This is a genomic window from Colwellia echini (genome assembly GCF_002843355.2).
GTDB classification, from domain to species: domain Bacteria; phylum Pseudomonadota; class Gammaproteobacteria; order Enterobacterales; family Alteromonadaceae; genus Colwellia; species Colwellia echini.
This window is the reverse complement of sequence record NZ_PJAI02000003.1, coordinates 52260-77553: the sequence shown is the minus strand read 5'-3', so window position 1 is coordinate 77553 and position 25294 is coordinate 52260. Positions and strand designations below refer to the sequence as shown.

General features: G+C 36.2%; 17 protein-coding genes. 5 read left to right on the top strand and 12 right to left on the bottom strand.

What is annotated here, in order from left to right:
- Nucleotides 1-15 precede the first annotated feature (15 nt).
- A complete protein-coding gene (locus tag CWS31_RS04245; RefSeq protein WP_246143350.1) occupies nucleotides 16-639 on the bottom strand; it encodes a peroxiredoxin family protein in 624 nt (207 codons plus the stop codon).
- A gap of 138 nt (nucleotides 640-777) precedes the next feature.
- Nucleotides 778-3585 carry an XrtA/PEP-CTERM system TPR-repeat protein PrsT gene (gene prsT, locus CWS31_RS04240; RefSeq protein ID WP_101344638.1) on the bottom strand — a complete coding sequence of 936 codons (2808 nt, stop codon included), beginning with the start codon at nucleotides 3583-3585 and terminating at the stop codon, nucleotides 778-780.
- 366 nt (nucleotides 3586-3951) lie between these two features.
- Here prsT and CWS31_RS04235 point away from each other — a divergent pair, with 366 nt between their 5' ends.
- From CWS31_RS04235 to CWS31_RS04225, 3 genes are all read left to right on the top strand, one after another.
- Nucleotides 3952-4710: a PEP-CTERM sorting domain-containing protein gene (locus CWS31_RS04235; protein WP_101344637.1), complete on the top strand. Its 759-nt coding sequence runs from the start codon at nucleotides 3952-3954 to the stop codon at nucleotides 4708-4710.
- 357 nt (nucleotides 4711-5067) lie between these two features.
- Nucleotides 5068-5307 carry a cysteine-rich CWC family protein gene (locus CWS31_RS04230; protein WP_101344636.1) on the top strand — a complete coding sequence of 80 codons (240 nt, stop codon included), beginning with the start codon at nucleotides 5068-5070 and terminating at the stop codon, nucleotides 5305-5307.
- A 170-nt stretch (nucleotides 5308-5477) separates the two neighbouring features.
- Nucleotides 5478-6953 (top strand): FAD-dependent oxidoreductase, encoded by a 1476-nt coding sequence (locus CWS31_RS04225; protein ID WP_101344635.1) that lies wholly within the window; start codon nucleotides 5478-5480, stop codon nucleotides 6951-6953.
- A gap of 31 nt (nucleotides 6954-6984) precedes the next feature.
- Here CWS31_RS04225 and CWS31_RS04220 read toward each other — a convergent pair whose 3' ends face one another.
- Together CWS31_RS04220 and ppc are read right to left on the bottom strand one after the other, a co-directional pair.
- Nucleotides 6985-7665 carry a phosphoglycolate phosphatase gene (locus CWS31_RS04220; RefSeq protein ID WP_101344634.1) on the bottom strand — a complete coding sequence of 227 codons (681 nt, stop codon included), beginning with the start codon at nucleotides 7663-7665 and terminating at the stop codon, nucleotides 6985-6987.
- 292 nt (nucleotides 7666-7957) lie between these two features.
- Nucleotides 7958-10519: a phosphoenolpyruvate carboxylase gene (gene ppc, locus CWS31_RS04215; protein WP_101344633.1), complete on the bottom strand. Its 2562-nt coding sequence runs from the start codon at nucleotides 10517-10519 to the stop codon at nucleotides 7958-7960.
- A gap of 149 nt (nucleotides 10520-10668) precedes the next feature.
- On the opposite strand from ppc, the gene CWS31_RS04210 reads away from it, so the two are divergent.
- The gene (locus CWS31_RS04210; RefSeq protein ID WP_101344632.1) at nucleotides 10669-11595 is read left to right on the top strand and encodes a LysR family transcriptional regulator; all 927 of its coding nucleotides are present in this window, start codon (nucleotides 10669-10671) and stop codon (nucleotides 11593-11595) included.
- A gap of 89 nt (nucleotides 11596-11684) precedes the next feature.
- Here the strand turns inward: CWS31_RS04210 and CWS31_RS04205 are convergent, their stop codons facing one another.
- The 6 genes from CWS31_RS04205 to CWS31_RS04180 form a co-directional block, all read right to left on the bottom strand.
- Nucleotides 11685-12782: a GGDEF domain-containing protein gene (locus tag CWS31_RS04205; protein WP_101344631.1), complete on the bottom strand. Its 1098-nt coding sequence runs from the start codon at nucleotides 12780-12782 to the stop codon at nucleotides 11685-11687.
- A 317-nt stretch (nucleotides 12783-13099) separates the two neighbouring features.
- Nucleotides 13100-14086, bottom strand: a complete 987-nt coding sequence (locus CWS31_RS04200) for a methylenetetrahydrofolate reductase (protein ID WP_101344630.1) — start codon at nucleotides 14084-14086, stop codon at nucleotides 13100-13102.
- A gap of 166 nt (nucleotides 14087-14252) precedes the next feature.
- Nucleotides 14253-17399, bottom strand: a complete 3147-nt coding sequence (locus CWS31_RS04195) for a PqiB family protein (RefSeq protein WP_101344629.1) — start codon at nucleotides 17397-17399, stop codon at nucleotides 14253-14255.
- Between the two features lie 56 nt (nucleotides 17400-17455).
- Complete coding sequence (locus CWS31_RS04190; RefSeq protein WP_101344628.1) at nucleotides 17456-18094, bottom strand: paraquat-inducible protein A; 639 nt, start codon at nucleotides 18092-18094, stop codon at nucleotides 17456-17458.
- Entirely contained in the window at nucleotides 18081-18731 is a 651-nt protein-coding gene (locus CWS31_RS04185) for a paraquat-inducible protein A (RefSeq protein ID WP_101344627.1), read from the bottom strand. The genes CWS31_RS04190 and CWS31_RS04185 overlap by 14 nt, the downstream gene beginning before the upstream one ends.
- A 116-nt stretch (nucleotides 18732-18847) precedes the next feature.
- Nucleotides 18848-19801: a c-type cytochrome gene (locus CWS31_RS04180; protein WP_101344626.1), complete on the bottom strand. Its 954-nt coding sequence runs from the start codon at nucleotides 19799-19801 to the stop codon at nucleotides 18848-18850.
- 243 nt (nucleotides 19802-20044) lie between these two features.
- On the opposite strand from CWS31_RS04180, the gene yihA reads away from it, so the two are divergent.
- Nucleotides 20045-20722, top strand: coding sequence for a ribosome biogenesis GTP-binding protein YihA/YsxC (yihA, locus tag CWS31_RS04175; RefSeq protein ID WP_101344625.1), 678 nt, complete (start codon nucleotides 20045-20047; stop codon nucleotides 20720-20722).
- A gap of 151 nt (nucleotides 20723-20873) precedes the next feature.
- Here yihA and CWS31_RS04170 read toward each other — a convergent pair whose 3' ends face one another.
- On the bottom strand, nucleotides 20874-22628 hold the full coding sequence (locus tag CWS31_RS04170) for an ABC transporter ATP-binding protein/permease (protein ID WP_211355797.1): 1755 nt from the start codon (nucleotides 22626-22628) through the stop codon (nucleotides 20874-20876).
- 126 nt (nucleotides 22629-22754) lie between these two features.
- The gene (locus CWS31_RS04165) at nucleotides 22755-25262 is read right to left on the bottom strand and encodes a bifunctional diguanylate cyclase/phosphodiesterase (RefSeq protein WP_101344623.1); all 2508 of its coding nucleotides are present in this window, start codon (nucleotides 25260-25262) and stop codon (nucleotides 22755-22757) included.
- Between the last annotated feature and the right edge of the window lie 32 nt (nucleotides 25263-25294).

The following is a 25294-nucleotide window of genomic DNA, read 5'->3' as shown; positions in this document are numbered from 1 at the left end:
TATAAACTTGTTAAGTTAGTTACCTTTGCTTAACTGTAGGTATAGATCTGAAAATTTAACACGATCTTTATAACCTTCATAAAAATATTTGTGTACAATTTTACCTTCTTTATCAATAACCACTACGCCAGGGTAGGGAATACCGTAATTATCATCGCCAACTGCATAATCTTTATTAAGAATATTATAGGCTTGCATTGTTTGTGCTTGTTGATCCGATAAGAGTGGATAGCTTATTGATTGCTCTTTAGTAAACTTTTGTAAAATATCGGTATTATCATAAGAAATAGCCGCTAAGCCGTAACCTAAATCTGTAAATTTTTGTGCTTGTTCATTTAATTCTAATAAATGTCTCTTACAATATGGACACCAATCTGCAGAACGAAAAAATACAATAACTAAGCCTTTTTCACTGCTGAGTTGTTCAATATTAGTAGGCTGATTTCTTAGGTTAAGTACGCTGATTTTAGGAGCTGATATACCACTTTTAGGTCCAACATTAATATTGGCTTCGGCAAAAGCACTAAAAGTAAACATTTGAATAAACAATAGCAACATAGTGAATGTTGTTATTGTTTTACATAATGCTTTAACTGGTATGTGATATAACGATGTTTTTAGTGATAATTGTGTGTTCATTTAATTTAACCTCTGAAGTATCTATAATTAATAGACCGATTGCTGACGTATAAATTTCAGCAAATCAGTAAAACTTTGTTCTACAAAAAACGATTGGTTTTCAGGCTGAATCGTAAGCCGACTATTACCTATTACTTGCTACCAAGAAGTTAACAATGCAATTGCTTCTGGTTTTTCAGGATATTGTTGTTGGCTATCAACCGCTTCTGTTAAATATTTCTTTGCTTCCGTTTTTCTGTCTAATGCGTAAAGTGTCGCCGCAATATGATATTTAATTTCTGCATTGTCGTAGTCTTTGGTAAGTGCGACCCTGAATAAGGCAATGGCTTGATCACGCTCACCCATTCGGCTTTTAATCCAAGCAAGGGTGTCTATGATTGTTACATTTTCAGGTAGATATCCATAAGCTTGTTCGGCATAGGCTTTAGCTTCAACTTTATTACCTAAAGCAAATTCAACACTGGCGGCATTATTTAATAAAATAGGTAACGGCCCATATTTTTCCAGTAATAGACCATAATATTCACTAGATTTTTTTAGTAACGTACTGCCTTTATAGCTATCAGCTAAAGCTATACCTACCAGCATATCATCAGGATATTTTACTAACCATTTCTTTAATGGCTCTATTGCTTTTCGTATATTATTACTTTGTTTGTAACTGCGATATAAACCAAGCACGGCCTGTTTTTGATCGGAGTTTTGTAGGGATTTCTTATAATAATCGATCGACTTTTTAGTATCGTTTAGTGACAGGTATAAATCACCTGTTAATACATCAGTTAAGCTACTGCTTTGGGTAAGCTCGGCAATGGATGCAATAAGACTTAATGAAAAATCTTCATTTTTATTTTTAATGGTTAGATTTACTAAACCTAAATAAGCGGGCAAGTAGGTATCATCTGCAATCATTGCTTGGGTATAAGATTTCTCTGCGGCGACACTGTCTTTTGCAAGTAATTGTGCTTTTGCTAATACAATAAGCGCTTGTGCTTTATTACGAGACTTTTCAACATAATCACGCAAAACTAATATCGCTTGTTGGTGTTTATTTTGTTGTTGGTATAGTTCTGAAAGCGTTAATAAACCTTCAGGATCTTTAGGATTTGAGCCTATGTAAACATCAAGTAGATCAACAGCTTCTTCAAGCTTACCTTGGTTAACTAAAATTCGGCTTAATTTACTGATCACATAAAAGTTATTTGGCTCTTGGGCGTATGCCTTTTGCAACCAAGTGAGAGCGTTATCAATATCGTTTTTAAATAAATAAGTATCGGCGATCTCTGTCATCAATAATGTGTTTTTAGGAAAAAGTGTTAATTTATTTTGTAGATAAGCTAATGCCTTGTCACTTTTACCAGCAATGTTATCCATTCTGCCTAAATGCACCATCGAGGTAATATTGTTTGGATCTAATTTTACGGACTTTTCAAAGGCTGATTTAGCTTCAGTTAGCTGACCGTTTAATCCGTATAATGTACCAATACGTTGTTGTAAAAAACTATCATTAGGAAATTCAGCAAGTAAGCTCTTAGTAATATTAATTGCCAATGGATAATTTTTAGTATTTTGATAAGCATCAATTAATAAAAGCTTTATTTGAACACCATTCACCTCGTTATCTTTAATTGCCGATAAGGTTTCAATGGCGGCGATATAATCACCTGATTGCATTTTACTGCGTGCTAAATTACTTACACCTACTGTTGAGTTAGGGTAACTATCTACTACTTTTTCAAAATAAAATTGTGCTTTTTCACTTTCACCTAGTTGCAAGTAAGTGACACCGAGTAAGGTTAAAATATCAGGATTATTTGGTCGAGCTAGGTTTGTTTTTTGTAGTAGATAGCGAGCAGAGTCTAATTGACCTTGCTCAATCTCAATACTGGCGATCATGCGCACGGTATCAATGTCAAATTCAACGTAATTAAGATAATTAGTCAGGTAGCGGTGAGCATCATTTAGATTACCAAATTGAAAATTAGTTAACCCAGCTAAAAAATAATAATCAGGTGTTGTTTTCATTACCTCTGGTGGTACCGCAGCTAAAGTGGCAATAACTTCAGTTAACTTACTTTTATCGTCGGTTGGTGACGAACCATCTTCACGAGGTAAACTGGCATTAATTATCGCCTTTAAATATCCAGCTCTAGGCTCATTAGGAATCTCATTTAAAATATAATCTACATGAGGTAAAGCTTGCTGATATTCCTGCACTTCTAAGTGTAACATTGCCTTAGTTAAACGTGCCGATAAATGTTTTTCATCGATAAGTAGGGCTTCGTCTATGGCCAATAAAGCGCCTTTGCGGTCACCTAAACGATGTAATATTTTAGACTTTAATATCCAACCATTAATAAAAGGTTGGGAGTTATTGAGTGATAAATCAATATAGTTAAGGGCGTCATCAACTTGAGATTCCTGCAATGCTATTTGCGCTCTACCGAGTAAGGCGAATTGATTATTAGGCTGTAAACCTAATAAACTAATAAATACTCTATCTGCCAGTTGGTATTGTTTTTTACCAATATAAGCTTGGCCACGTATTAATAACAATTCACTCTCTATTTGCGGGTTACGTTGACCTAAAACAGCTATATCTAAAGCTTCGTCATATTTCCCTTGTAAAATATAGGCTTTTCCATAAAGCGTAATTAACCGATCATTATCAACCTTACCCTCTTTTGCTCGGTTAAGTTCAACTTCTGCTGCAGCACCGTTACCTTGATTGATAAGAATTTGCGCCATTAATACGCGTGATGGCATATGTGCTGGGTTTTGTTGAATAATATTCTTTAAATGGATGATGGCAGCAGGGTAAGCGTTATTTTGAAAAGCGATTAAGGCTTTTTCATAACTTTCGTCAACATTATCATTAGCAAAAACTGATGCGCTCATTAAAAATAATGAGAATAAGGCTGCATGTAATATTTTTGTTGTTTTCATGTTGCACCGATTTTAATGGGTTGTTTTAATATGGCGACAGTTGCCTCTTTGCTATGATAATAGCTAATATTTAAGCAGATAGATAGCACGTAACACAGTGATTAAATATTAAAAAAATAGAGCATTTATAATGACTTAGTTTTTTATGAGTTACTATTTTAGTTAGGTATAACTGATTATTTTATGTCAGCTTTTTTTACAATAAGTAAGTTTACGCTATTAGGTTAGCAAGGTATAATTCCTAAGGTGTTGTTAAATGGCGACATTGATTTTTTGGAATAAAAATTGCTTATTAACTGTTATCGGCGATGAGTTCAGAGTAAATAACTCATTCTTAGTTTTTTCCTTTTGAAAGTGATTACTTATATGACTTTAATAAAAAGAATATTTAAAATTTTAGCAGTTACGACTTTATTGTCGTCGGCGAATGTATTCGCGGCAGACTTTTTGGTTAATACCACCATTGATGACTCGGGCGATTATGTTAATGGCGCTGAGTCTAAGTATGGTATTGACCGTATGAATGTTAGCTCTGTAGGCGATTTAGTGACGGTTGATATTTATACTAATTTTGTGAATTATAATAAATCAACCTCTGCAGGTGGGAAAAATATTGTATTTGGTGACTTATTAATTAGTACAGCAGGTAGTTCAGACTACGATTATGCTTTTGTATTATCGGAAGGTAGAAGTAACAGTTATAAAAACAACTCTAGTTGGAAGGAAAAAGATTGGGATAATGATGGTACTTTAACTAAAATCGACTCTACGATAACATCAGAAACCTATCATAATTATTCTAGCGCTGTTGGTAGTGGCGAAGTAATGTCGAGCGGAACGGATATAAAAGATGGCTCTTGGTCTGTTACTAATTATGGTAAAAGAACAGGTAATACAGACTTAATTAGTTTTAGCTTCAATGTTAACGGAATTGATGCTTTTCAAAATGCATCTCAATTAGCGTTTAGCTGGGGCATGTCTTGTGCAAACGACATAGTCAGTGGTGTAGCAAATGTTACTCGCTCAGTTAATGTACCAGAGCCAGCAGCTTGGTTATTAATGTTATTAGCTTTAGGCTTTATGGTAAATAGACGTAACAAGAAGGCGGATAATTTTTCTGCATAAGCCTTAATACTCATTATGTAATTATCTAAAAACGACCATCAGGTCGTTTTTTTTGCTTCATTTAAAGACTACCCTTTTATATGTCAGTTTCTTTAGGGGCTAGATCACGTTAATAACAACACAGTCGCTGATTTCTTTATGACCAATGATTTAAGTGATACCAATTGAAATAATAAATCAATCATCTTCAAATGGTCTAAATAATCAACTTCTGCGTTGCGCTCAATCCCAATAGCCAGCTATTACTCAATCACGCGCCTTAAACTTGACTATTTATCCTTATTGAATTTTGATTCATTCTTTAATTCATTTGGTATGATACATTAGATGTAACATAAGCTATTTACTTAACTTCCCATGAAAGAAACATCCACAACTAATAAAATAGACGACAGTATTTGTCCTTTATGCCAACAAAGTAATCGTTGCGATGTTAATGCTAGCGCCGGTTGTTGGTGTATGAATACTAATGTACCGCAAGCTTTATTAGCGACCATTCCTACAGATTTACAAGGGAAGAGTTGCGTATGTAATAACTGTATTCAAGCTTATTTCAAAAATAAAAATATAAAACAGCAGAGTCAAGCTCAGCAATAGAGTGAAAACAAATCAAAATAATCTCAAATATCGAATAAGAGTTATGCTCAAACATGTTTATTAACAACTTAAAGCATATTTTTTACTGATCCCTCTACGCAAATAGCACGTATCAACGTAAAATACCTGTATGAATATATTCATCACGAAACAAGCCGCTCAACACTGCTATGAATAAAAGCTCAGTAACCGTTCAACCTTTACGAAATACTCAAACTAAAATTGCCATTATTGGTGGTGGTGTTGCGGGGTCTACTATTGCGTTGCGCTTTGCCGAATTAGGTTTAGATACAACCTTGATTGAAAAAGGTCCTAGTTTGGTTAATGGTCCGCCTATTTGTCACTTACATGCTGGCGGCAACTTATATCGTGAAATTTCAGATGAACAGTGTTTAACCTTACTTCAACAGTCAATCGAGACGGTAAAGGTCTATCCGCAAAGCGTTAATGTAAGACCAACCGTTATTGCCTTGCCTAAAACCGATCACGGACAGCCAGAAGATTTATTGCCGCGTTTAGAAAAACTCCGTAAGCGTTATAGCGAACTAGTTTCTGCTGATATCAGTAATAAAGTCTTAGGTGAGCCAGAAGATTATTTTAGGTTTTATAGTCGTGCAGAAGTAGATGCGTTAGTTAATAAATCTATTCCTAGTAAGGCTACACAAGCTAGTGATTGGCTGATTTCTTTTGCTAATTTTACCGATTTAAATAAACTTAAATTCCCAGTTTTGTTAGTACAAGAGTATGGCTTATCAGCTTTTAGGTTTGCAGCTATCGCCAGTTTGGCTATTGAGCGCTTACCTAGCTGTCACTTACAAACACATAGCCAAGTTACGGCTATTACCGCTGATGAAGATAACTTGGGCTGGCAGGTTTCTACCAAGCTGCAAGGTAACGACAATATTCAACAGCAACAGTTTGATTATGTGATTAATGCGTGTGGTTTCAAAAGTGGTGAAATTGATGACATGGTCAGCGCTAAACGTCAGCGTATGGTTGAGTTTAAAGCCGCTTACGTAGCACATTGGCCGCAATGCCAAGGCTTATGGCCTGAGATTGTGTTTTACGGTGAGCGAGGCACTCCGCAAGGTATGGCGCAATTAACGCCTTATCCTGATGGTTACTTTCAGTTGCACGGCATGACACAAGATATTACTCTTTTTGATCAAGGTCTTGTCGCTAGTTCACTACAAAGTGCCCAACCAAAATTAGCGCAACGCTTCATTGAAAAAATTGATAAAAAGTGGCCAGAGCAATTAATTCACAACAGAACACTCGGTTCAATTGAGCATATGGCGCAGTTTATTCCTCAATTTAGTTCCGCCATTGTTGCGGCAAAACCCTTATTTGGTGCGCAGCAAATACCTGGCGATGATCCAGAATTACGCGCTGCTGATGTTTCATTTCATGGTAAACATTATGCACGAGCAGAAATTGTTAAAGCTTCTTCAGCGCTTGCTGCGGCAGATGCTATTTTAGCTAACTTATCTGAATGTGGACTCATTACTGATCCAGCAATAGAGGGTTACTTAACTGAACATTACTTTCCTGTGAGTCAGCAATGTTCAGACATTGAAGTGACCGAGCGTGCAATACTACTTGCTAAGCAGCGAGATTACCCCGATGCGTTAGCTAAGAATTTATAAACTTAACCCTAACTTCACCAATTTAATAGGTCTAGCCTAGTGTTGCTTTGCTGAATTCTGCAAACGTATCAAAACACCACTGTGGCTCATAATTAGCTATTGCTTCACCGTAGTTATAACCATAAGTTAGTCCTACGCTATCCATATTTGCGGCTTTGGCGGCAAGAATATCATTCTTAGAATCGCCAATCATTAAACAACTTTCAGTGGTAACGTTAAGTTGCTCTACAGCATAAATTAATTGTGCAGGATGAGGTTTTTTCTCTGATAAGGTATCTGCACCGATAATAATTTCGAATAACGCATCAATTCCTAAACCTGATAATATTGGTTGTATAAATTCAACAGGTTTATTGGTTATGATACCAAGACGAAACCCTGCCGCTTTTAAAGCAACTAAACCTTCTTTTACGTCAGCATACAATACCGTTTCAACACACATCTGTTCACGGTAATGATTTAAGAAAAGTGTTACTGCTTGCTGCGCTAATTCAGAGTCTAATTGGCTATCAATAGTGGCAGAGCCAGATAAACCTCGAGCTACCAACGTTTGTGCGCCATTGCCAACCCAACTACGAATAGTGTCTTGCGAAAATTCAGGCTTGTCTAAGTCTGCTAGCGTTTTGTTTAAAGCAGCAGCAAGATCTGGAGCGCTATCTACTAACGTACCGTCGAGATCAAAAAGTAAGACTTTTTTTTGCTGTAATGTCATGAAGTTTCCTGATGAAGAATTTAATGAATATTGGATTTAATTAACGATTAAGTTGCCGATGATATTATCAATCAGAGCATCGACAAAAAAGTATTATATCACTCAAAATTATAGGGGTCATTAATCCGATTTTTACTCATTGTTTGGTTTAAATTATCCCTAGATCAGGTTATTTATTTTATAACTAGCAAATTAGTTTTTAACGATAAAAAAAGGTGTAATCAATATACTGATTACACCTTTTTAAATTTTTATGTCTAGCTAGCTTTACGGACTATTCGAACCTTTACTATTACCCCGTATTACGCATACCCGTTGCAATACCTGACATGGTTACCATCAACACCTGCTCATTTTCAGGGTGTTCAGGTTGCGCTCGTAAACGTTTAAGTGCTTCTATTTGCAATAAGTGCAATGGTGCTAAGTAAGGGCGACGAAGTTCAAAAGAGTTAAAGTTCCAAGGATCATTCTCTAATGCTTCTTTCTGCCCCAAAATGCCTAAGATAGTTGCTTTGTCTTGTACAAGTTGTGCACGTAACTCTTTACCCATTACTTTTAAAGAATCTTCAACTAAAGACTCATCGTATAATGCTGACATTTCTTTATCTGCTTTCAAGTACACCATTTCTGTTAATGAGATACGTGAACGGAAATAAGGCCATTGTTGTAGCATTTCTTTAATAAGCGCTTCATTCTCTTGATAAGCGCTTTGTATTGCACTACCCAAACCAAGCCAAGCAGGAACCACTAAACGGTTTTGAGCCCAAGCAAAAATCCATGGAATAGCGCGTAACGATTCAATACCACCGTCTGACTTACGTTTACTTGGGCGTGAGCCTAATGGTAGTGAGGCAAGCTCTTGCTCTGGTGTTGCTTGACGGAAATATTTAACAAAATCGTCATTGCCTTCAACGTATTTACGATAAGTTGTACAGCTTTCTTCAGACATAGTTTTCATAATGTCACGCCATGCTTGTGTAGGCACAGGTGGTGGGTTAATTAAACACTCTAAAATAGCTGAAGCATACAAATGTAAGCTACGGTTGGCTAAGCTTGGTGTACCAAACTTATGACGAATAGTTTCGCCTTGCTCTGTTACACGTAAACCACCGTCTAATGTACCTGGAGGTTGTGATGCAATAGCTGCATGTGCTGGACCGCCGCCTCGACCAATTGTGCCGCCTCGGCCGTGGAATAATTTTAACTCAATATTTTGTTCAACAAACACTTCAACAAGCTTCTCTTGAGATTCATATTGACCCCAAGTTGCGGCAAGTACGCCAGCATCTTTAGATGAGTCACTATAGCCAATCATTACATTGTGTTGTCCGTCACAAGTGTTACGGTAGCTTTCAATATTTAATAATTCAGACATTACTTGTGGTGCATTATTTAAATCATCGAGTGTTTCAAATAATGGTGCAATTGGCATATTCCACTTAACGCCAGAAGCTTTAAGTAATAATTTAACCGCTAAAACATCACTTACTTCACTCGCCATTGAAATAATATAAAGTCCGAAAAGCTCAGCTGGTTGGCTTGCTATTAACGCGTAAGTATCAAGTACTTCTTGAGTATCTTCCGACCAATTATTGCTAGGTAATAATGGGCGAGGATTTTTTAACTCAGCCAATAAAAATTCTTGTCTTTTCGCTTCATCCCAATCGGTATAAGTACCTAAGTTTAATAACTCAGTTATTTCAGCTATTGCGCTATCGTGGCGCTCACTGTGCTGTCTAATATCAAGTTTAACTAACGAGATACCAAAGCTATTAACCTTGCGAATTAAATCAAGAATTAATGAGTTAGCAACATTGGTTAAGCCCATTGCTAATAAACTATCACGACAAGTTTTTAAAGGCTGACGTAATTGATCAGAGCTAGAAAGAACGCCTTCGGTTTTGCCTTCTTTTAATTGCTCAATAGTCGCTTTTAATAAAAGTATTACCGGCGCTAATTGTTGGCGGTAAGGGCCACGTAAGTTTTTATCAGCGTCAACTAACTCAGGCGTTGCTTTAGACATTGAAAGTTCTAAATAAAGTCTTTCAAAATCTTTTAAATATAAGTGTGCCGCCATTAAACGCGCTTTAATAAGCGCTTCTTCACTTAAGCTTGCTGTTACAAATGGGTTGCCATCACGATCGCCTGCCATCCAACTTGCCATAGTAATTGGCGTATAGTCATCAGCTAATTTTTTACCTGTTACTTTTACTGAAAAGTCATCTAGCTCACGCATAAATTGCGGAATAGCAAACCAAAAGTTGTCGGCTATACTATTTAAACCCCAGCGTGATTCATCTAGCGGAGTAGGGCGTTTGTGGCGAATTTCATCGGTATGCCATGCTTGTTCAACTAACTCTTCAACACGTGCTGATAAAGCATTGTTTGGTGTATCTAATGCTTGACCGATTTTTTTATATTTATGAATAAAGGCTCTACGGTTTACTTCAGTAGGATGCGCCGTTAATACCAATTCAATTTTTAATTTTTTAAGTGCCGCAGTGATCACTTCTGGATCTATATTGGTAATATGCTCTTCAAGATCTTCAAGTGGATGAGCATGATCTAACTCATCTAAGCCTTCTTCACTTGTTGTATATTGTTGCTCTGCAACATTTACTAAGTTTAAGAATTGGCTAAATGCTCTTGAGTAAATCAGAAGCTCTTTTTCATCACAATGAGCAAATTTTTCTTGCAGAGCCGCGATAGCTTTGGTGTTACCTGCCGCTATTTCTCTACCTTCTAAACGAACGCTTTCAATTTCTTCTAACCACTTTTCACCTTGATCGGCGGCAATGGTTTTACCGAGTAAAGTACCTAAGTCGCGTACATTTTGTTGAATAGGTTCTAACATAGAAATCCTCTTGATTATGATTAACTGCGTTTAAAATAATTTAACGAATAAACAGTATATATAAAATAACGATATAAACATCATAAAGAAGACTTAAAATAATTAAAAATATATAATAAGTATTATTGTCATAGATAAAAGGCTATATCGTGAATAATAGGACACCTACATTACGGCAATTACAAATATTACAAGCGCTAGCTGAATATAAGAAAATATCGGTAGTGGCTGAAAAACTATATATCTCTCAACCGTCCGTTTCAATACAGCTTAAAAAACTCAGTGAACTGTTTGATATTACTCTTTATAGAGTGCATGGCAAGTCGGTTAAGCTAACTGATGCGGGGCTTGCTGTGTTAGAAGCCTCTAACGAGATGTTTTCTACTTTGAATCGTTTAAGTTCAAAATTAGACGATTTAAAAGGTGTTAAATCAGGTACCTTAAAACTCAATGTTGTTTCCACTGCCAAGTATTTTTTACCTTTGCTACTAGGGTCTTTTTGTAAAAAATATCCCTTGGTCGATGTAGAGTTAAATATTGGTAATAGAGCTGAGGTTTTAGCTAGCCTTAAAGAAAATAAAGATGATTTTTATGTACTAAGTGATTGTCTTGACGATACAAATATCAGTGCGGATCCTTTTTTAGATAATTTATTAGTTGTGGTTGCACCAGCAAAACATGAATTAACCTTACAGCCGTCAATCAGTTTAGCGCGCTTAACACATTACCCATTTATTATGCGTGAACATGGATCTGGTACACGCCTTTCGGTTGATCAGTTTTGTCACCAGCATAAAATTAGTTTAAAAGAGAAAATGACTATTGAAAGTAGTGAAGCCATTAAACACTCAGTTGCAGCTGATTTAGGCTTGGCTATTTTAAGCCAACACACACTTGAACATAGTTCAGGCTCGGGATTAGTTAAACTTAATGTAGAGGGTTTTCCTATTAAAAGTACTTGGTATTTAGTCCAGAATAAGCGACGTAAACAGTCAATACTCGCTAAGTTGTTTTATGATTTTATGCAAAATGAAGGTCAAACAGTGTTACGTAAGTTTATTGAAAAGCGCGGCTAGAAATGACTTTAGTTTTATAAAAGTAGGCGAAAATACGGTGTAATTTATCGAGACCTTATAATTTGTAAGTTATAAGGTCTCGAGTGTTACTATTTTTTGGGAGGGATTACACTTTGACTTACAACCCTATTTCTTCCTGTGTTTTTTGCTTGGTACATGGCCTCGTCTGCACTTGTTAGTAATTCCTTTGTTGTTACTATTTTTTCATTAGTTTTAGCTATCGCTATTCCTGTAGAAACAGTTATTCGTCCAAATGATGAATATTGATGAGGAATGGTACTATTGGAAAAGGCTTTCGGTAAGTCATGAAGCCAGTTTAATTGATCTATCTGTAATATTTTTACTAATATAAACTCTTCCCCACCAAATCTAATTACTATATCGGCTTCACAACTATTTAATATTTCAGCCACTTTAATAAGCACTCTGTCACCTTCTAAGTGCCCATAGTTATCGTTATATTTTTTAAAGTAATCGATGTCTATCATCGCTAGCGCAATATATTGAGAGGGGTGAAGTTGTGCAATTAAGTTGCTGCACTTAGTCTCAAAGCTATGCCTGTTATATAACCCTGTTAATTTATCGGTATTAGCTCTTTCTGCTGCTATTAACTCTGCTTTGTATTGTGTTCGAAGCAGGATATCAAGTTGGTACTGTATGTACCCCATAACAATAATCATGGTAAATAAGAAATAGAGTGTCCACGAAATTGAGACTGGCGTAAAAACATGAATTCCAATTAAATTAATACAAATAATAAGCCAAAGCAAAGACTTATGACCTAAATGCAACATAGGAATTGATGTGATTACTGCGACTACTAGCATTGGACCACCTTCCTTTAGTTCATTATGAGTTAAGGAGAATGACCAAAATAAATAACTAATTGTGCAGCAAAATAAAATAGCATAACCAAAAAAGTGTATGTGTAATTTTTCGGTATTATTTCTCTTATTAAGAAAGATAAATATGCTAGATAGGAGAATTATTACGATTCTTATACTATTTATAAGTAAGTTGTCGGTGAAATTTTCACTTTCCAATGACAATACAGTAAAAGATAATAAAAAGAATATACATAAATAGAGAACGGTATTTGCCAAGCGCTGCGAGCTTTTATTTAACTGAATCTGAAACTCTTTTTCAGCAAATCTTGATAAATAAAATGTTGAGGGGAAATATTTCAAAAGTTATCTTATGTAAGCTAAATTCTGGATAATAAAAGTAACAATGAGAACGAGTGAAATAGCTTTGGTGCGTAGCTTTTCCGTAATTTTTCTTATCCAGTTCTCAGGTTATTTGTAATTCATTTCACATAAAAATAGTGTAGTAGATAATTAATTTCTTTACTAATTAATTTCTTTATTAATTATAAAGCACTTCGTTTATTACAAATAAGTAGATGTCATTTATGCTTATACTTTTTCCTTCTCCAATAAAAAGCAGTGTTAAAAAACACTGCTTAGTCATTAAATCGTTGATAAGTTAACTTACAACAGGCTTTTTATTTCGCGCATTTTTTATTCAATGCGGCTAACTCTTTTTTCGCTAAAAAGTTATCCATTTTTGAGCGTAGTAACTTGTATAACAAAATTGAACCGTCTATTTCTTCTTTACGGTTGGTTAAACTTTCTATGTTTAAACCTAACGGTAAATCGTACGGCGAAATAGCATCTAAAATTTGTTGTAAGCTGTTAACGCAGATACGAATTGACTCGTATAACGGGTTTTCTGCATTAAGAATACGTAAGCTTGTTGCTTCAGGAACATTTACCCCTAACCAATCAATAAATTCTAAGGTTTTCTTACTACCACACGGTGAGAAGGTTAATATTAAACGTTGTGGTTTTAAGCCTTCTTTTTTACATTCAAGCGCATAACGAGTTAGTAAGTCGATAGTCGCTTGTGGATCGTAAATGGCCTGCGAGATAAAGAAACTACAGCCTTGTTTATGTTTACTAATTAAACGTTCATGCTCGTCACCCTTACTAGCATGGCGCTCAGCAATGGTAACACCACCAATAAAAAATTCATGTTGGTTTTCAACTAAGGCTTTGTATGCGTCAGCTAAGGGTAATGAAATTTCATTATTCTTTGATGGACTACCAACTAATACAACATCTTTAACGCCGTATTTTTCCCAGGCTTCATTTGCCCAGTTGTTAAAGTCATCGCCATTAGATTGAACAACACTTTTGTATGTGATTACCGGGCGCTTAGACTTTTTATTTAATAATGAAGAATAAAGTCTAGCATCAAGGGTTGATTTAAACGGGAAAGGTCGAGGCTTACTAATGCGTGAATCTTCGTCTTGAATGTCATAAACAATCAAACCATCAAAATCGATGTCACTAACGCGATCGAGTAATTTCTCGGCAATGTCAGACACTGTATCGAGTGGCGTATCGCTTTTTGGTGGCGTGGTGCCAATAAAGTAAACACCTCGATTAATATCATTGTATCGGGCTTGTAGCTCTGATGTTATCGTCAAAATACTTCTCTTTACTTTGTGGACGTTTAGATGGCTATATGTTCAGGCAAATAGCTTAATTTGTCAACCATTGTGTGTGGTATAACGTTAATTATTAGTTATACCTTGTTCTAATCGTTATTCAGTTTTTATATAACCGACATATTCATCGGCTGTATTAAAACCCTTATCGATCGTCATTATCATTTTCAGTATCGATTGTACTCTCGTCTGTTGCGTTTATTAGTATTTTAGGCTGCCACTCTAACCAATCTTCATCAATATCTTGGTGTAAAATAAAACTTGCCGGTATTGGCGCTAATTCTGGCTTGTCTTCATCATCAATACTTGGTGTCGCAAAGGCAATTCCACCAGCGATAAGAGTTTCTATTGATTCAGAGTCTATTTTAACACCAGAGAAAACACTCGCATCAATTCTTATACCGCTAGTATTCCAAAACTTACTTTGCCCATTAACTAGTGCTGCGTAGGGTTTAGCAATGTTAACAAATATATTTACTTGGTCAGCGGTTGGCGATAAATCGATACCGATAACTTTACCGACTTTAATTTGTCGATAAAGAACGGGGTTACCAACACGTACAGAGCCGAGGCGAGAAGTGGTTAACTTAATATTCAGCCCGTAAGCTAGTCGCTCAACTGTTGGCGCAATTTCAAGAGCGATAAACTCGGTTTTAGGTTCTGCTTCTTGCCCTGATAAGGCATCATAAGACGGTAGTAGGCCAATGAAAGCACCATCAAGTATGGAAGCAACATTTTTAGATCCCACTAAACCAATTTCAGGCTCTACTTTCCAAAACTTTGTGCCCTTAAGAGCATATTGGTTGCCTAAATCATTTAATAATACCAGTGCGGTAACGCCAACTTTGCCGTTATTAAAGATTAACCGTTGCACTGTACCTAAGGTTTGCTCTTGATAAATAACCTTGGTATTAATTTTTAATCCGCTAACATCATTAAAATGAATGCTAATATTTTTACCTGCATTTCTAGCTTCTTCTTGGTGTTTGAATAAAGTGAATTGCGCCAACTCTGCAATATTATCTTTAGTTTTCTGTGTATCATCATGTGGATTAACCTGAGGTGATTCAGGGTTATAAAAACTAATACCACCGCGTAAAATAGCGTCTAGCGATTCAGTTTTTACAACAAAGTCACTTAACCCACCTGAAATAGTAATGCCGCTGGCATTATAAAAACGCGTAGTACTTTGTAATAAACTACGATGCTTATCATCAATAGTAATATTTACGTGAATATTATCATCGGCTTTATTGAGGCTAACATTGTCAACTTGGCCAATAGTGATACCTCGATAACTTACCGCACTACCTGGTGTGGCGACACTTGCATGATCAGTGATTAAAGTTAATTGTAAGCCAGGTGAACTAGCATGCTTAACGGGAGGAGTGGTATATAATGGAAATTGTGATCTTGCTTTGCCTTCACCAATATTAAAAGTGATATAAGCGCCGCCGAATAAAGCATCTTTATCACTCGCACCTGAGAGGCTTAAGCTCGGATTGACTAAATAGAATTGAGTATTTGCTTTTAAAATATGTTGATATTCGGGTAATAAACCAACCTGCAAGTACTGCTGTGCATTTTGATTTTTAATACTATGAATTGCCCCAATTTCAATACCACGATATAAAACACGTGTGTTTTTACTGATAATTTCATCGGCGGCAACATTGAGGGTAAAACTAATTTGTTGTTCAGCAAGTTTTTCATTGGCATATAATGAAAAACTATCGCCATTGGTTACTGATTTTTCTTTTGATTCTTGGTTGTTACCTTGATTAATAAAAGAAATACCACCATTTAGAATGGTTTGTAATGATTGTGCTTGAACATCAACTCCTAATAAATTAGCAGAAATTTTTAACCCTGAATTATTGTAAAATCGACTGTCCGCATTTACATAATGGCTAAATTCAGGCAATACATGAATATGTACTAAATGACGTTCAGGTGCACTTGTTTCAATCGCTTGTATATTGCCTACCACTTGTTGTCTGTAATAAACACTGCTCCCTACCTGTAAAGAGCTACGGTCATTACTGGTTAACATTAAGTGTAGGCCCGGCTCGCTGTAGGTATAAGGCGGAATGTCATTATACACCTTAAATTTATTGCTAGGTTTACCAGCTAAAGAAGCTCGGATACTGATATAGCTTCCCGTTAATAGTGTTTTAGCATTGGCTAATCCTGTTAAACTTATTTGCGGTGAAACAATATAAAATTGCGATTGATCTGTTAAGTAAGGCACAACACGAGGGTTAACTTGCGCTATAGCTGTAATCTTTCGACTTACGGGGTCAATTTTGCTGAATGACTCAATAACACCAATCGTTAAGCCTTGGTACATGATAGCCGCATTATGATCTATACCTGAATTCCAGTCTAAGGTTAGCTCAATCGTATGCCCCATTTCAGCGGCTTGAAAGTCAGGGTGCAGCGGAAAAGTATCACCATTTTTTGCCGGGGCTAAGTCGGCCTGATAACTTAAAGTATCAACTGAAATTCCACCCGCTAGAATTGAAGATAATGATTCGGTATTAATTTTTATACCCGCTGAAAGCGAGGCGGTAACTTGCATGCCGCTGGTATTATAAAATAAAGAATTTTCTTTTATTAAGTGAGCAAATTCAGGTTTGATGAAAATATTGATACCAATTTTTTTACTGCTTTCAATATAGTGATAACCGGTAACATGACCAATTGGGATCTGTTTAAAGCTAATCGGGGAGTTTTCACTAATCGATCCTAATACATCGGTTTGTAAGGTGAGGTGTAAACCTGGTGTAGACATATCAAGTGTTGGTACCTCAGTTAAGGCTACAAAATGAAATTTACTTTCAGAAGATTTATCTGTGTCGGGTAAAATAGTTATGTAACTACCTGAAATAAGTGTGTCTAAACCCGAGATACCTTGTAGTGATATATCCGCGCTAACCAACCAAAATAGAGTGTTGGTGGTTAGATAGTCGGTAAAGTCTTTAGAAATCTCTACTTCAGCAATAACATGTGTTAAATCATCAGACGGGACAACTTTCTTCACTAAACCTGTCACTAAACCTTTATAACGAACTTCGGTTTTATTAGGCACAATGCCTGAGCCATTATCAAATTCTATGGTGATAATGGTACCTTGTTCAGAAATAGTTTTTACTGCTAGCCATAAACCGAAAATTAAAGCGATAAAAGGTACAAACCAAATAATAGAGATCCCTTGACGAGGAACAATATCAGCAGCACTGTTACCTTGATTATTTTGCTCGGCGGCAGTTCTATCCTTTTTAGTGTTCATTTATATCCTTTTCGCAGATGTTTTTTTGAATAAATGGTTAAGTAATATTTTGATTATTATTCACTTAATTTTGTAGCACGTAAATTTTTATCTTCTATGTGCTTGTCCCAAAGTAATCGAGGATCAAAGTTGTTGGCTGCCAACATGGTAAAAATAACCGTCATGGTAAAGTAGTTTATGGCAGGACCAGCCCCTACCGATGTAATAAAGCCAAGTTCCACTACGGTAACCATTAAAGCAACTACGAATACATCAAGCATTGACCATGGTCCTAGTAGTTCAAGAGCCCGATAAAAATTACTATTTTTACCGGGCTTCAAACGAATGCCCGTATACGCTTTATATACGAGTACAAATAAGCCTACAATTTTAAACAAAGGCACTATGATACTAGCGGTAAAAATAATAACGGCTATTGGGTATAAACCATGGTCAACAAACTCTCCAATACCCGATAAAATTGTTGCGTCAGTCGGTATACCCAGTCGATAAACAATCATTATGGGGTAAAGGTTTGCAGGAATAAAGGCTATTAGTGCTGCTAAGTTCCAAGCGAGCGTATATTGTAAACTGTTATGTTGGCGCTGGTAAAAATGACCGTGACAGCGAGTACATTGTTGTGGCTCAGCAATAAAATTATTAAGTTTATGACATTTAGGGCATAAGGTGAGATTAGTATCTTTAGCTGTTTTCATGGTTAACCTCCTTATTAGTAAATGCTTTTTCTAGCTTGTCCCAAATATAATCTTGATCAAGCGCCACTGCAGACATAGTGGAGCAAATTAACCAAAAAATAAATGCTAATAAACCAAGATTAACCGATAGCTCTGTGTCATCAGTTAATTTATACATGGATACAACTATACCCAGCATAAATACGTTGAGCATAGCCCAGTGGTCAAGATGGTGATACGCACGGAAAAAGTTTAGGAGTGAGGGCTTTAAGCGGTTAAATTTAAAAGAATAAGCAATATACAGTGCACCAGAAAGTCTGACTATCGGCACTGCAATAGCAAAAAGAAACATTAAACAGGCAATCATGAAGAAGTCGCGTTCGATCAATACAATAATACAATCTAATAAAGACGCTTGATGAAATTGTCCTGCTAAGGTCACACCCATAATGGGTAACAATATGGCGGGCAGCATAAAGATCAAACCAGCAAGAGACCAATAAAAGCTACGATTAATTGAATCAACTTTACGTTCAATTAAGGTGCTTCCACAACGGGTACATTTGGCTATTTGTCCTTGTTTTAATTGTGGTTTGTCATACAGCGCATCACATTGTTGACAAGCGACAAGTAATTCAGTATCGATAGGTGTGTTCATTGATTGGGCGTTGTTTACCTATTAAATTTTAAATCATGCAAAAAAAAGCAGCGATAAACGCTGCTTTTTTAAAACTTATTAGCTATTAACTATTAATTAAAGCAACAACGCCATTTTTATTTTAATGACGTAATATATTGTGTTACAGCTTCGATATTAGCGTCAGATAATTTAATCGCGATATTACGCATAATACCGTTATTGTCATTATTACGAGTTCCATCGCGGAAACTTACTAATTGTTTTGTTAAGTATTCTTGACTTTGTCCGGTAAGACCAGGAAAACCAGCTTGTTTAACACCTTTACCGGTAACGCCATGACAAGCGATACAAGCTGCAATTTCACGCGTTGAGTCACCGCCAATATATAATTTATGGCCTGCTTCATTTGTTTCGCCAGTACCCGCTTTAGTGGTTTGTACAGCAAAATAAGCAGCTAAGTCATGCATATCTTCAGGACTTAAACCTGCAACCATACCAGCCATTACAGGATCTTTACGATCGCCTGATTTGAAATCTTCTAATTGTTTGGCTAAGTAGTTAGCACTTTGTCCCGCTAAAACTGGGTAGATAGGCGCTAGGCTGTTACCGTCTGCACCATGACAAGCTGCACATGCCGCTGACTTGCTTTTACCTGCTGCTACATCGCCTTGGTAAATGGCAGCAGCTGGCGTTGAAGAAACAATTTCAACATTTCCAGCAGGACTAGCTGCTACTGTTGAACCTGTACTTTCAGCTGGACCTGAAGACGCTGCTGCTTGCTCATTCACATTAGGTAAGCTTGAGAAGTGAGCCGCCAAATCAGCCATATCTTCATCAGATAAGTTAGCTGCCATAGGTGCCATCATAGCATCGTTACGAGCACCAGATTTAAAGTCGGTTAATTGTTTAATAATATAAGCATCATTTTGTCCCGCCAGGTTAGGGAACATTCCGCTTGCACTAACACCCGTAGGGCCGTGACAGGCACTACATACGGCTGCTTTTTCTTTACCTGCATTAGCATCCGCGGCTTGTACAGTAGTTACTGAACTTAAAGCTACAAATAGCGAAAAGATAATTTTTTTCATTGAGTTGCTCTCTGCTTGTCATTAATTGGCTAGCTTGTTTGATATTATAGTCGCTATCTAATTAAAAATGATAAAAAGTACGATTGATATGTCGGCATTTTACACGAATATTAGCACCTTGTAAGAGTTGAGGAGAAAAAATAGATCAAAAAAACAGGTGATTTAACGTTTTATGCATTTTTTTGATAATAAATGAATTAAAAAAACGCTATAATGGCGAAAATTTTTTCATGAGAGAAGCCCTTGTCTTCTACAAAGATACATTTAAATAAAGCCGCATTTACCATTAGTGCGCCTGATATTCGCCGTTTACCAGAAGATTCTGGTATTGAAGTGGCGTTTGCTGGTCGCTCTAATGCGGGTAAATCAAGTGCTTTAAATACCCTTACTAACCAACGCGGCTTAGCTCGCATCAGTAAAACGCCTGGCCGTACTCAATTAATTAACGTATTTGAAGTTGCCCAAAACAGACGTCTTATCGATTTACCAGGTTATGGCTTTGCTAAAGTACCACTTGAAATGAAGAAAAAGTGGCAAAAAGCGCTTGGTGAATATTTAGAAAAACGTAAAAGTTTAAAAGGCTTAGTGGTATTGATGGATATACGTCATCCGTTAAAAGATTTAGACATGGATTTAATTCAGTGGGCTGCCGACAGTGAGTTACCCGTATTAGCGTTATTGACTAAGTGTGACAAGCTTTCACAAGGTAAACGTAGTGCTGAAGTATTGGCAGTGAAAAAGAAGTTGTCTTCATTAAATGCTGATATTCGAGTTCAAGCTTTCTCTTCACTTAAATATACGGGGTCAGAACAAGCTGATGCTATTATTTGTGAATGGTTAGAGCAAGAAGCACAAGATTATGAATTACCAGAAGAAGATGAGTTTGAAAACGTTGACGAATCAGATGAATTTATTGATTAAGCACTTCATCAATTTATCCTGTTTTTAGGTTATTGATCGAGAAAAGGGAGAAACTTTAAATAGTTTTCCCTTTTTTTGTGACAATTTTTAAACCTAGAACCTAGAACCTAGAACCTAGAACCTAAAACCTAGGTACTAGGTTCTCGCAAAGTTATAATTTTTTAAACTGTAATTCAACCAGCCTTTGATACAACGAACAATTCTTTAATAAAGCTTGATGATCACCTATTTCAACCAAGGCACCTTTGTCTAATACCGCTATTTTATCGGCATGTTGAATAGTGGATAATCGATGAGCAATTATCAGAGTGGTTCTATCTCGCATTAATTCTTCTAAAGCTTGTTGTACGTGATGTTCACTTTCACTGTCTAGGGCACTAGTTGCTTCATCTAGTAATAATATTTGCGGATCTTTTAATATGGCGCGAGCAATAGCAATACGCTGTCTTTGTCCGCCAGAAAGTCTTACTCCGCGTTCACCGAGAAAGCTATTGTATCCGTCAGGTAAATTAACAATAAACTCATGAGCATGGGCTTTTTTAGCGGCGGAGATCACTTCTTCATCGGTTGCCTCAGGTTTACCGTAACGAATATTATGAAATACATCACTGCTAAACAGTGCCGGTTGTTGTGGCACTAAAGCCATTTGTTGACGAAGATCTTTAGGATCTAATTGACGAATATCGGTATCGCCAAAAGTAATACAGCCAGATTGCGGATCGTAAAAGCGTTGTAGTAATTCAAACAATGTAGACTTACCTGCGCCAGAAGGACCAACTAAAGCGAGTACCTTTCCTTTTTCGGCAACTAAACTAAGTGATTTTGTTGCCGCTTGATCGGGGCGTGATGGATAATTAAAACTAACATTTTTAAACGCTATTTGGGCGCTAAGTTGTTTTGCGGGAATGGTGTTTTCTATTGGTGGAAGGATATGACTCTCTACCTGTAAAATTTCAATTAGTCTTTCTGTTGCGCCTGCAGCACGTTGTAATTCGCCCAACACCTCTGAAATTGTCGCTAACGAAGAGGCAACTAAAATGGCATAAAAAACAAAAGCCGCTAAATCACCACCACTCATTCTGCCTTGAATAACATCACTGCCGCCAACCCATAACATGCCGGTAATCGCACCAAATACGATAACAATAACGCCGGCTATTAAAGTGGCACGTTGTTTTATTCTACTGCGACCAATAGCAAATGATTTCTCCACTTCATGTGAAAATGAACGCCTTTCTTGTTGTTCATGAGTGTAACTTTGTACGGTTTTGATATGCTCAATGGCTTCGCCAGCGTAACTACCAACATCGGACATTGAATCTTGGCTTTTACGAGATAGCTTTCTAACTTTGCGGCCATAAAATAGAATAGGCACTAAAATAAACGGCACGGCAATTAATACAATTAAGGTTAATTTGATGTTAGTAGCGAATAACATAACAAGGCCGCCGAGCATCATTAATACACTACGAATAGCCATAGAAAATGACGAACCAATAATACTTTGTAATAAGGTCGTGTCAGTGGTGATGCGCGACATAATATCGCCACTACCGTTGGTTTCAAAATAACTCGGGTGCAGGGTAATTACATGATTAAACACGGCTAAACGAATGTCGGCACTAACCCGCTCTCCTAGCCATGATACTAAGTAAAACCGTGTAAAAGTGCCGCCTGCAATTAAAAAAGTAATCACTAAAATAAATAGAACTGCTTGTTGCAATTGCTGCATAGATTGTTGAGCGAAGCCTTCATCAATCAACATTCTTACCCCTTGGCCAACAGATAGCATAACCGCAGCAGTAAAAATTAGTGCAATAAAAGCGGCGATCACTTGGCCTTTATAGGGGGCAATAAATTGAATAAGTTCAAGTAAGATTGAAACATTTTTCTTTTCATTCATCATTTTAGAAATAGTTTTAGAATTATTGTCTGAGGCGCTTTGAGGGGTAGGGGGGATTGGTTGGTCAGACATAAGCTTCCTTTATGAATTTTGACAGAGTTGTTAACCTGAGTTCAGGTTAACTCAAGATTATTTTAGATGACGCCATTGAATGAAATCTTCTGCCGGCAAAGGTTTACTAAAATAATAACCTTGAAAACAAGTACAACCTAAATGTAGTAATTCATCAACTTGTTCTTTTGTTTCCATACCTTCAGCAATAGTATCTAAGTCCAAATGTTTACTGGTTGAGAACATAGATTGAATAATTTGCTTGGTACCTGGTGAGAATACATCATCAATAAAAGACTTATCTATTTTTAAAATATCAATTGGTAAATCTTTTAAGTGGGACAATGAAGAATAGCCAGTACCAAAATCATCTAGTGCAATCATAAAGCCATGACCTTTTAATGACAGTAAACTCGCTATAGCAATTGATTTATCTTCTAATATGCCAGACTCTGTTAACTCTAACACTATTTCACTCGGTATTATTTGATATTCATTACACAGTGATACGAGTTTAGGAACAAAATCAGTATGAATTAATTGTTTTGCCGCAATATTAATTGAAATATGCGCAGGAGTTTTTAATTCTGCAGTCTTCCAACTTTGTAATTGTTTGAATACATTTTCAATGATCCAATAACCAAGTTGATGTATTAGTTCAGTTTTCTCTACTATTGGAATAAATTCAGCAGGTGAAATAAAACCGTATTCAGGGCTTATCCAACGAATTAGGGATTCTGCACCCATTAAATTACCATCGCCATCGGTTTGTGGTTGGTAAACCATATGGAGTTGGTTGTTGTCGGTCATAGCCGCTTGCACTTCTGTTAAAATTATTTGCTGGCGTTCAAACACTGCTTGTATATTTTTATCAAATACCGCGTATTGATTTCTGCCGTTATATTTAGCTTGCTGAAGGGCACTTTCTGCATAGCGAATAACACTGTGCATGTCATCAGTTTGTAGTGGATAAATTACATTACCAGCACTACATTCAACAATAACTTCTTGATCATTAATGCGAATTGGCGCTTTAATAACCGCAGAAATTGCTTGCCAATTCACTTCAATGAGCGATGTTTTATCGCCACTAAGTTGATCAATTATAATGGCAAATTCATCACCACCATTTCTCGCCACAAAAATATTTTCACCTGCGTATATTTTAAGACGATGACCTATTTCTTTTAAAATATCGTCTGCAAAGTCATACCCATAAACCTTATTTATTTCTTTAAAGTTATCTAAATCAACGAGTATCAATAATGCATTGGTTTGATTGTAAGCATTACGTTTAAAGCTTAAATTAATTTGCTCCAATAAATGGGCGCGATTAGGTAACTTAGTTATATAGTCATAATAAGCGAGCATTTTTAATTTTTTGGCTAAATTGTCTCTGGCCAATTCGGCGCTAATTCTGTTAGCAAAAACATCGAGTAAAGACCGTAAGTTAAGATCTAACTGATATTTTGTATCGTGCATTAACGTGACAATACCTAAGGGTTCTTTTTGCTTATTAAAGAGTGGTATACCTATATAAGCCTTAATTTCTTGATTTGTTAACCATTCATCTTCTGAGAACTGTTTATCGACGTTATTTTCATATATACATATATCTTTGCCAACCACCTCATCGCAGGGGGTATTCTTTAGTGGATAACTAAAGTTTTCCATTAATTTACCATTATTTATTACTGATAAGGTTTCTATTCTTCGTTCAATTTCACCTTCACAATAAATCCCGATGTTGACAAATTTAGTTTTAAATAATTGTTGAATGTTAAGTGCAGTTTTATTGTAGAATTGAAAATCGTCAGTGTTAGATACTTCTATCGCCAATGCACTGATTGCCTTATCTATATCTGCTTTTTGTTGCTCGCCTTTTTTTAATTTTTCAATGTTAGTCTTATAACGAGAGCTTATTAATACTAAGCAGACCACTGAGATTAAGGTTAAAGGGAGTCCACCCACATAAAAAAATGGCAGCTCTAAGCTATCTATTTTATAACCTATGTAATTGGCGAAAACTTGAGCTAATAAAAGAAAAGCTAATATTATTGCCACCGTATTTTTTTCTTGGCGGAAAAGTCGGTAAGAGAAAAACGCAAGCATAAGGCTATTAATAACAAAAATTATATGAATACCGACAAAAATAGGATTTGTTTCTCCGCTTAATAACGAAATGGTATTACCAAAAACACTGGTAAACTGTACCAGCTGAGTTTCACCACTGTAGCGTAATGATGAGTCACCTAGAAAATTAAGAATTAAGAAAGGGATAACTGCAATGCTTAATGCCATTGTAAGTTGTTTGGTATATTTATATTTACTCCAGCTACCAAAAGTGAATGTCATTAAAGGTAAGCCGATAATCGTAACCATTGTTTGGTACCGGCTTATTTGAATAATGCTTTCTAACGTGGTGGAGGCGTGTAATTGCCAAGAAAATAGGTTAAAAAGAAATACAAGCACGTTAAGTAAAGCTAAAGAGAGAAAATGACTTTCTTGTTTTTGAATTCCGGAGACCATAATCACTAATGCACAAAGTAGATTTAACGTCATCGCTGCAGTATAAAAAATTTCCAATTGCTGACTCCTTGTTAACACTTGTTAAATAC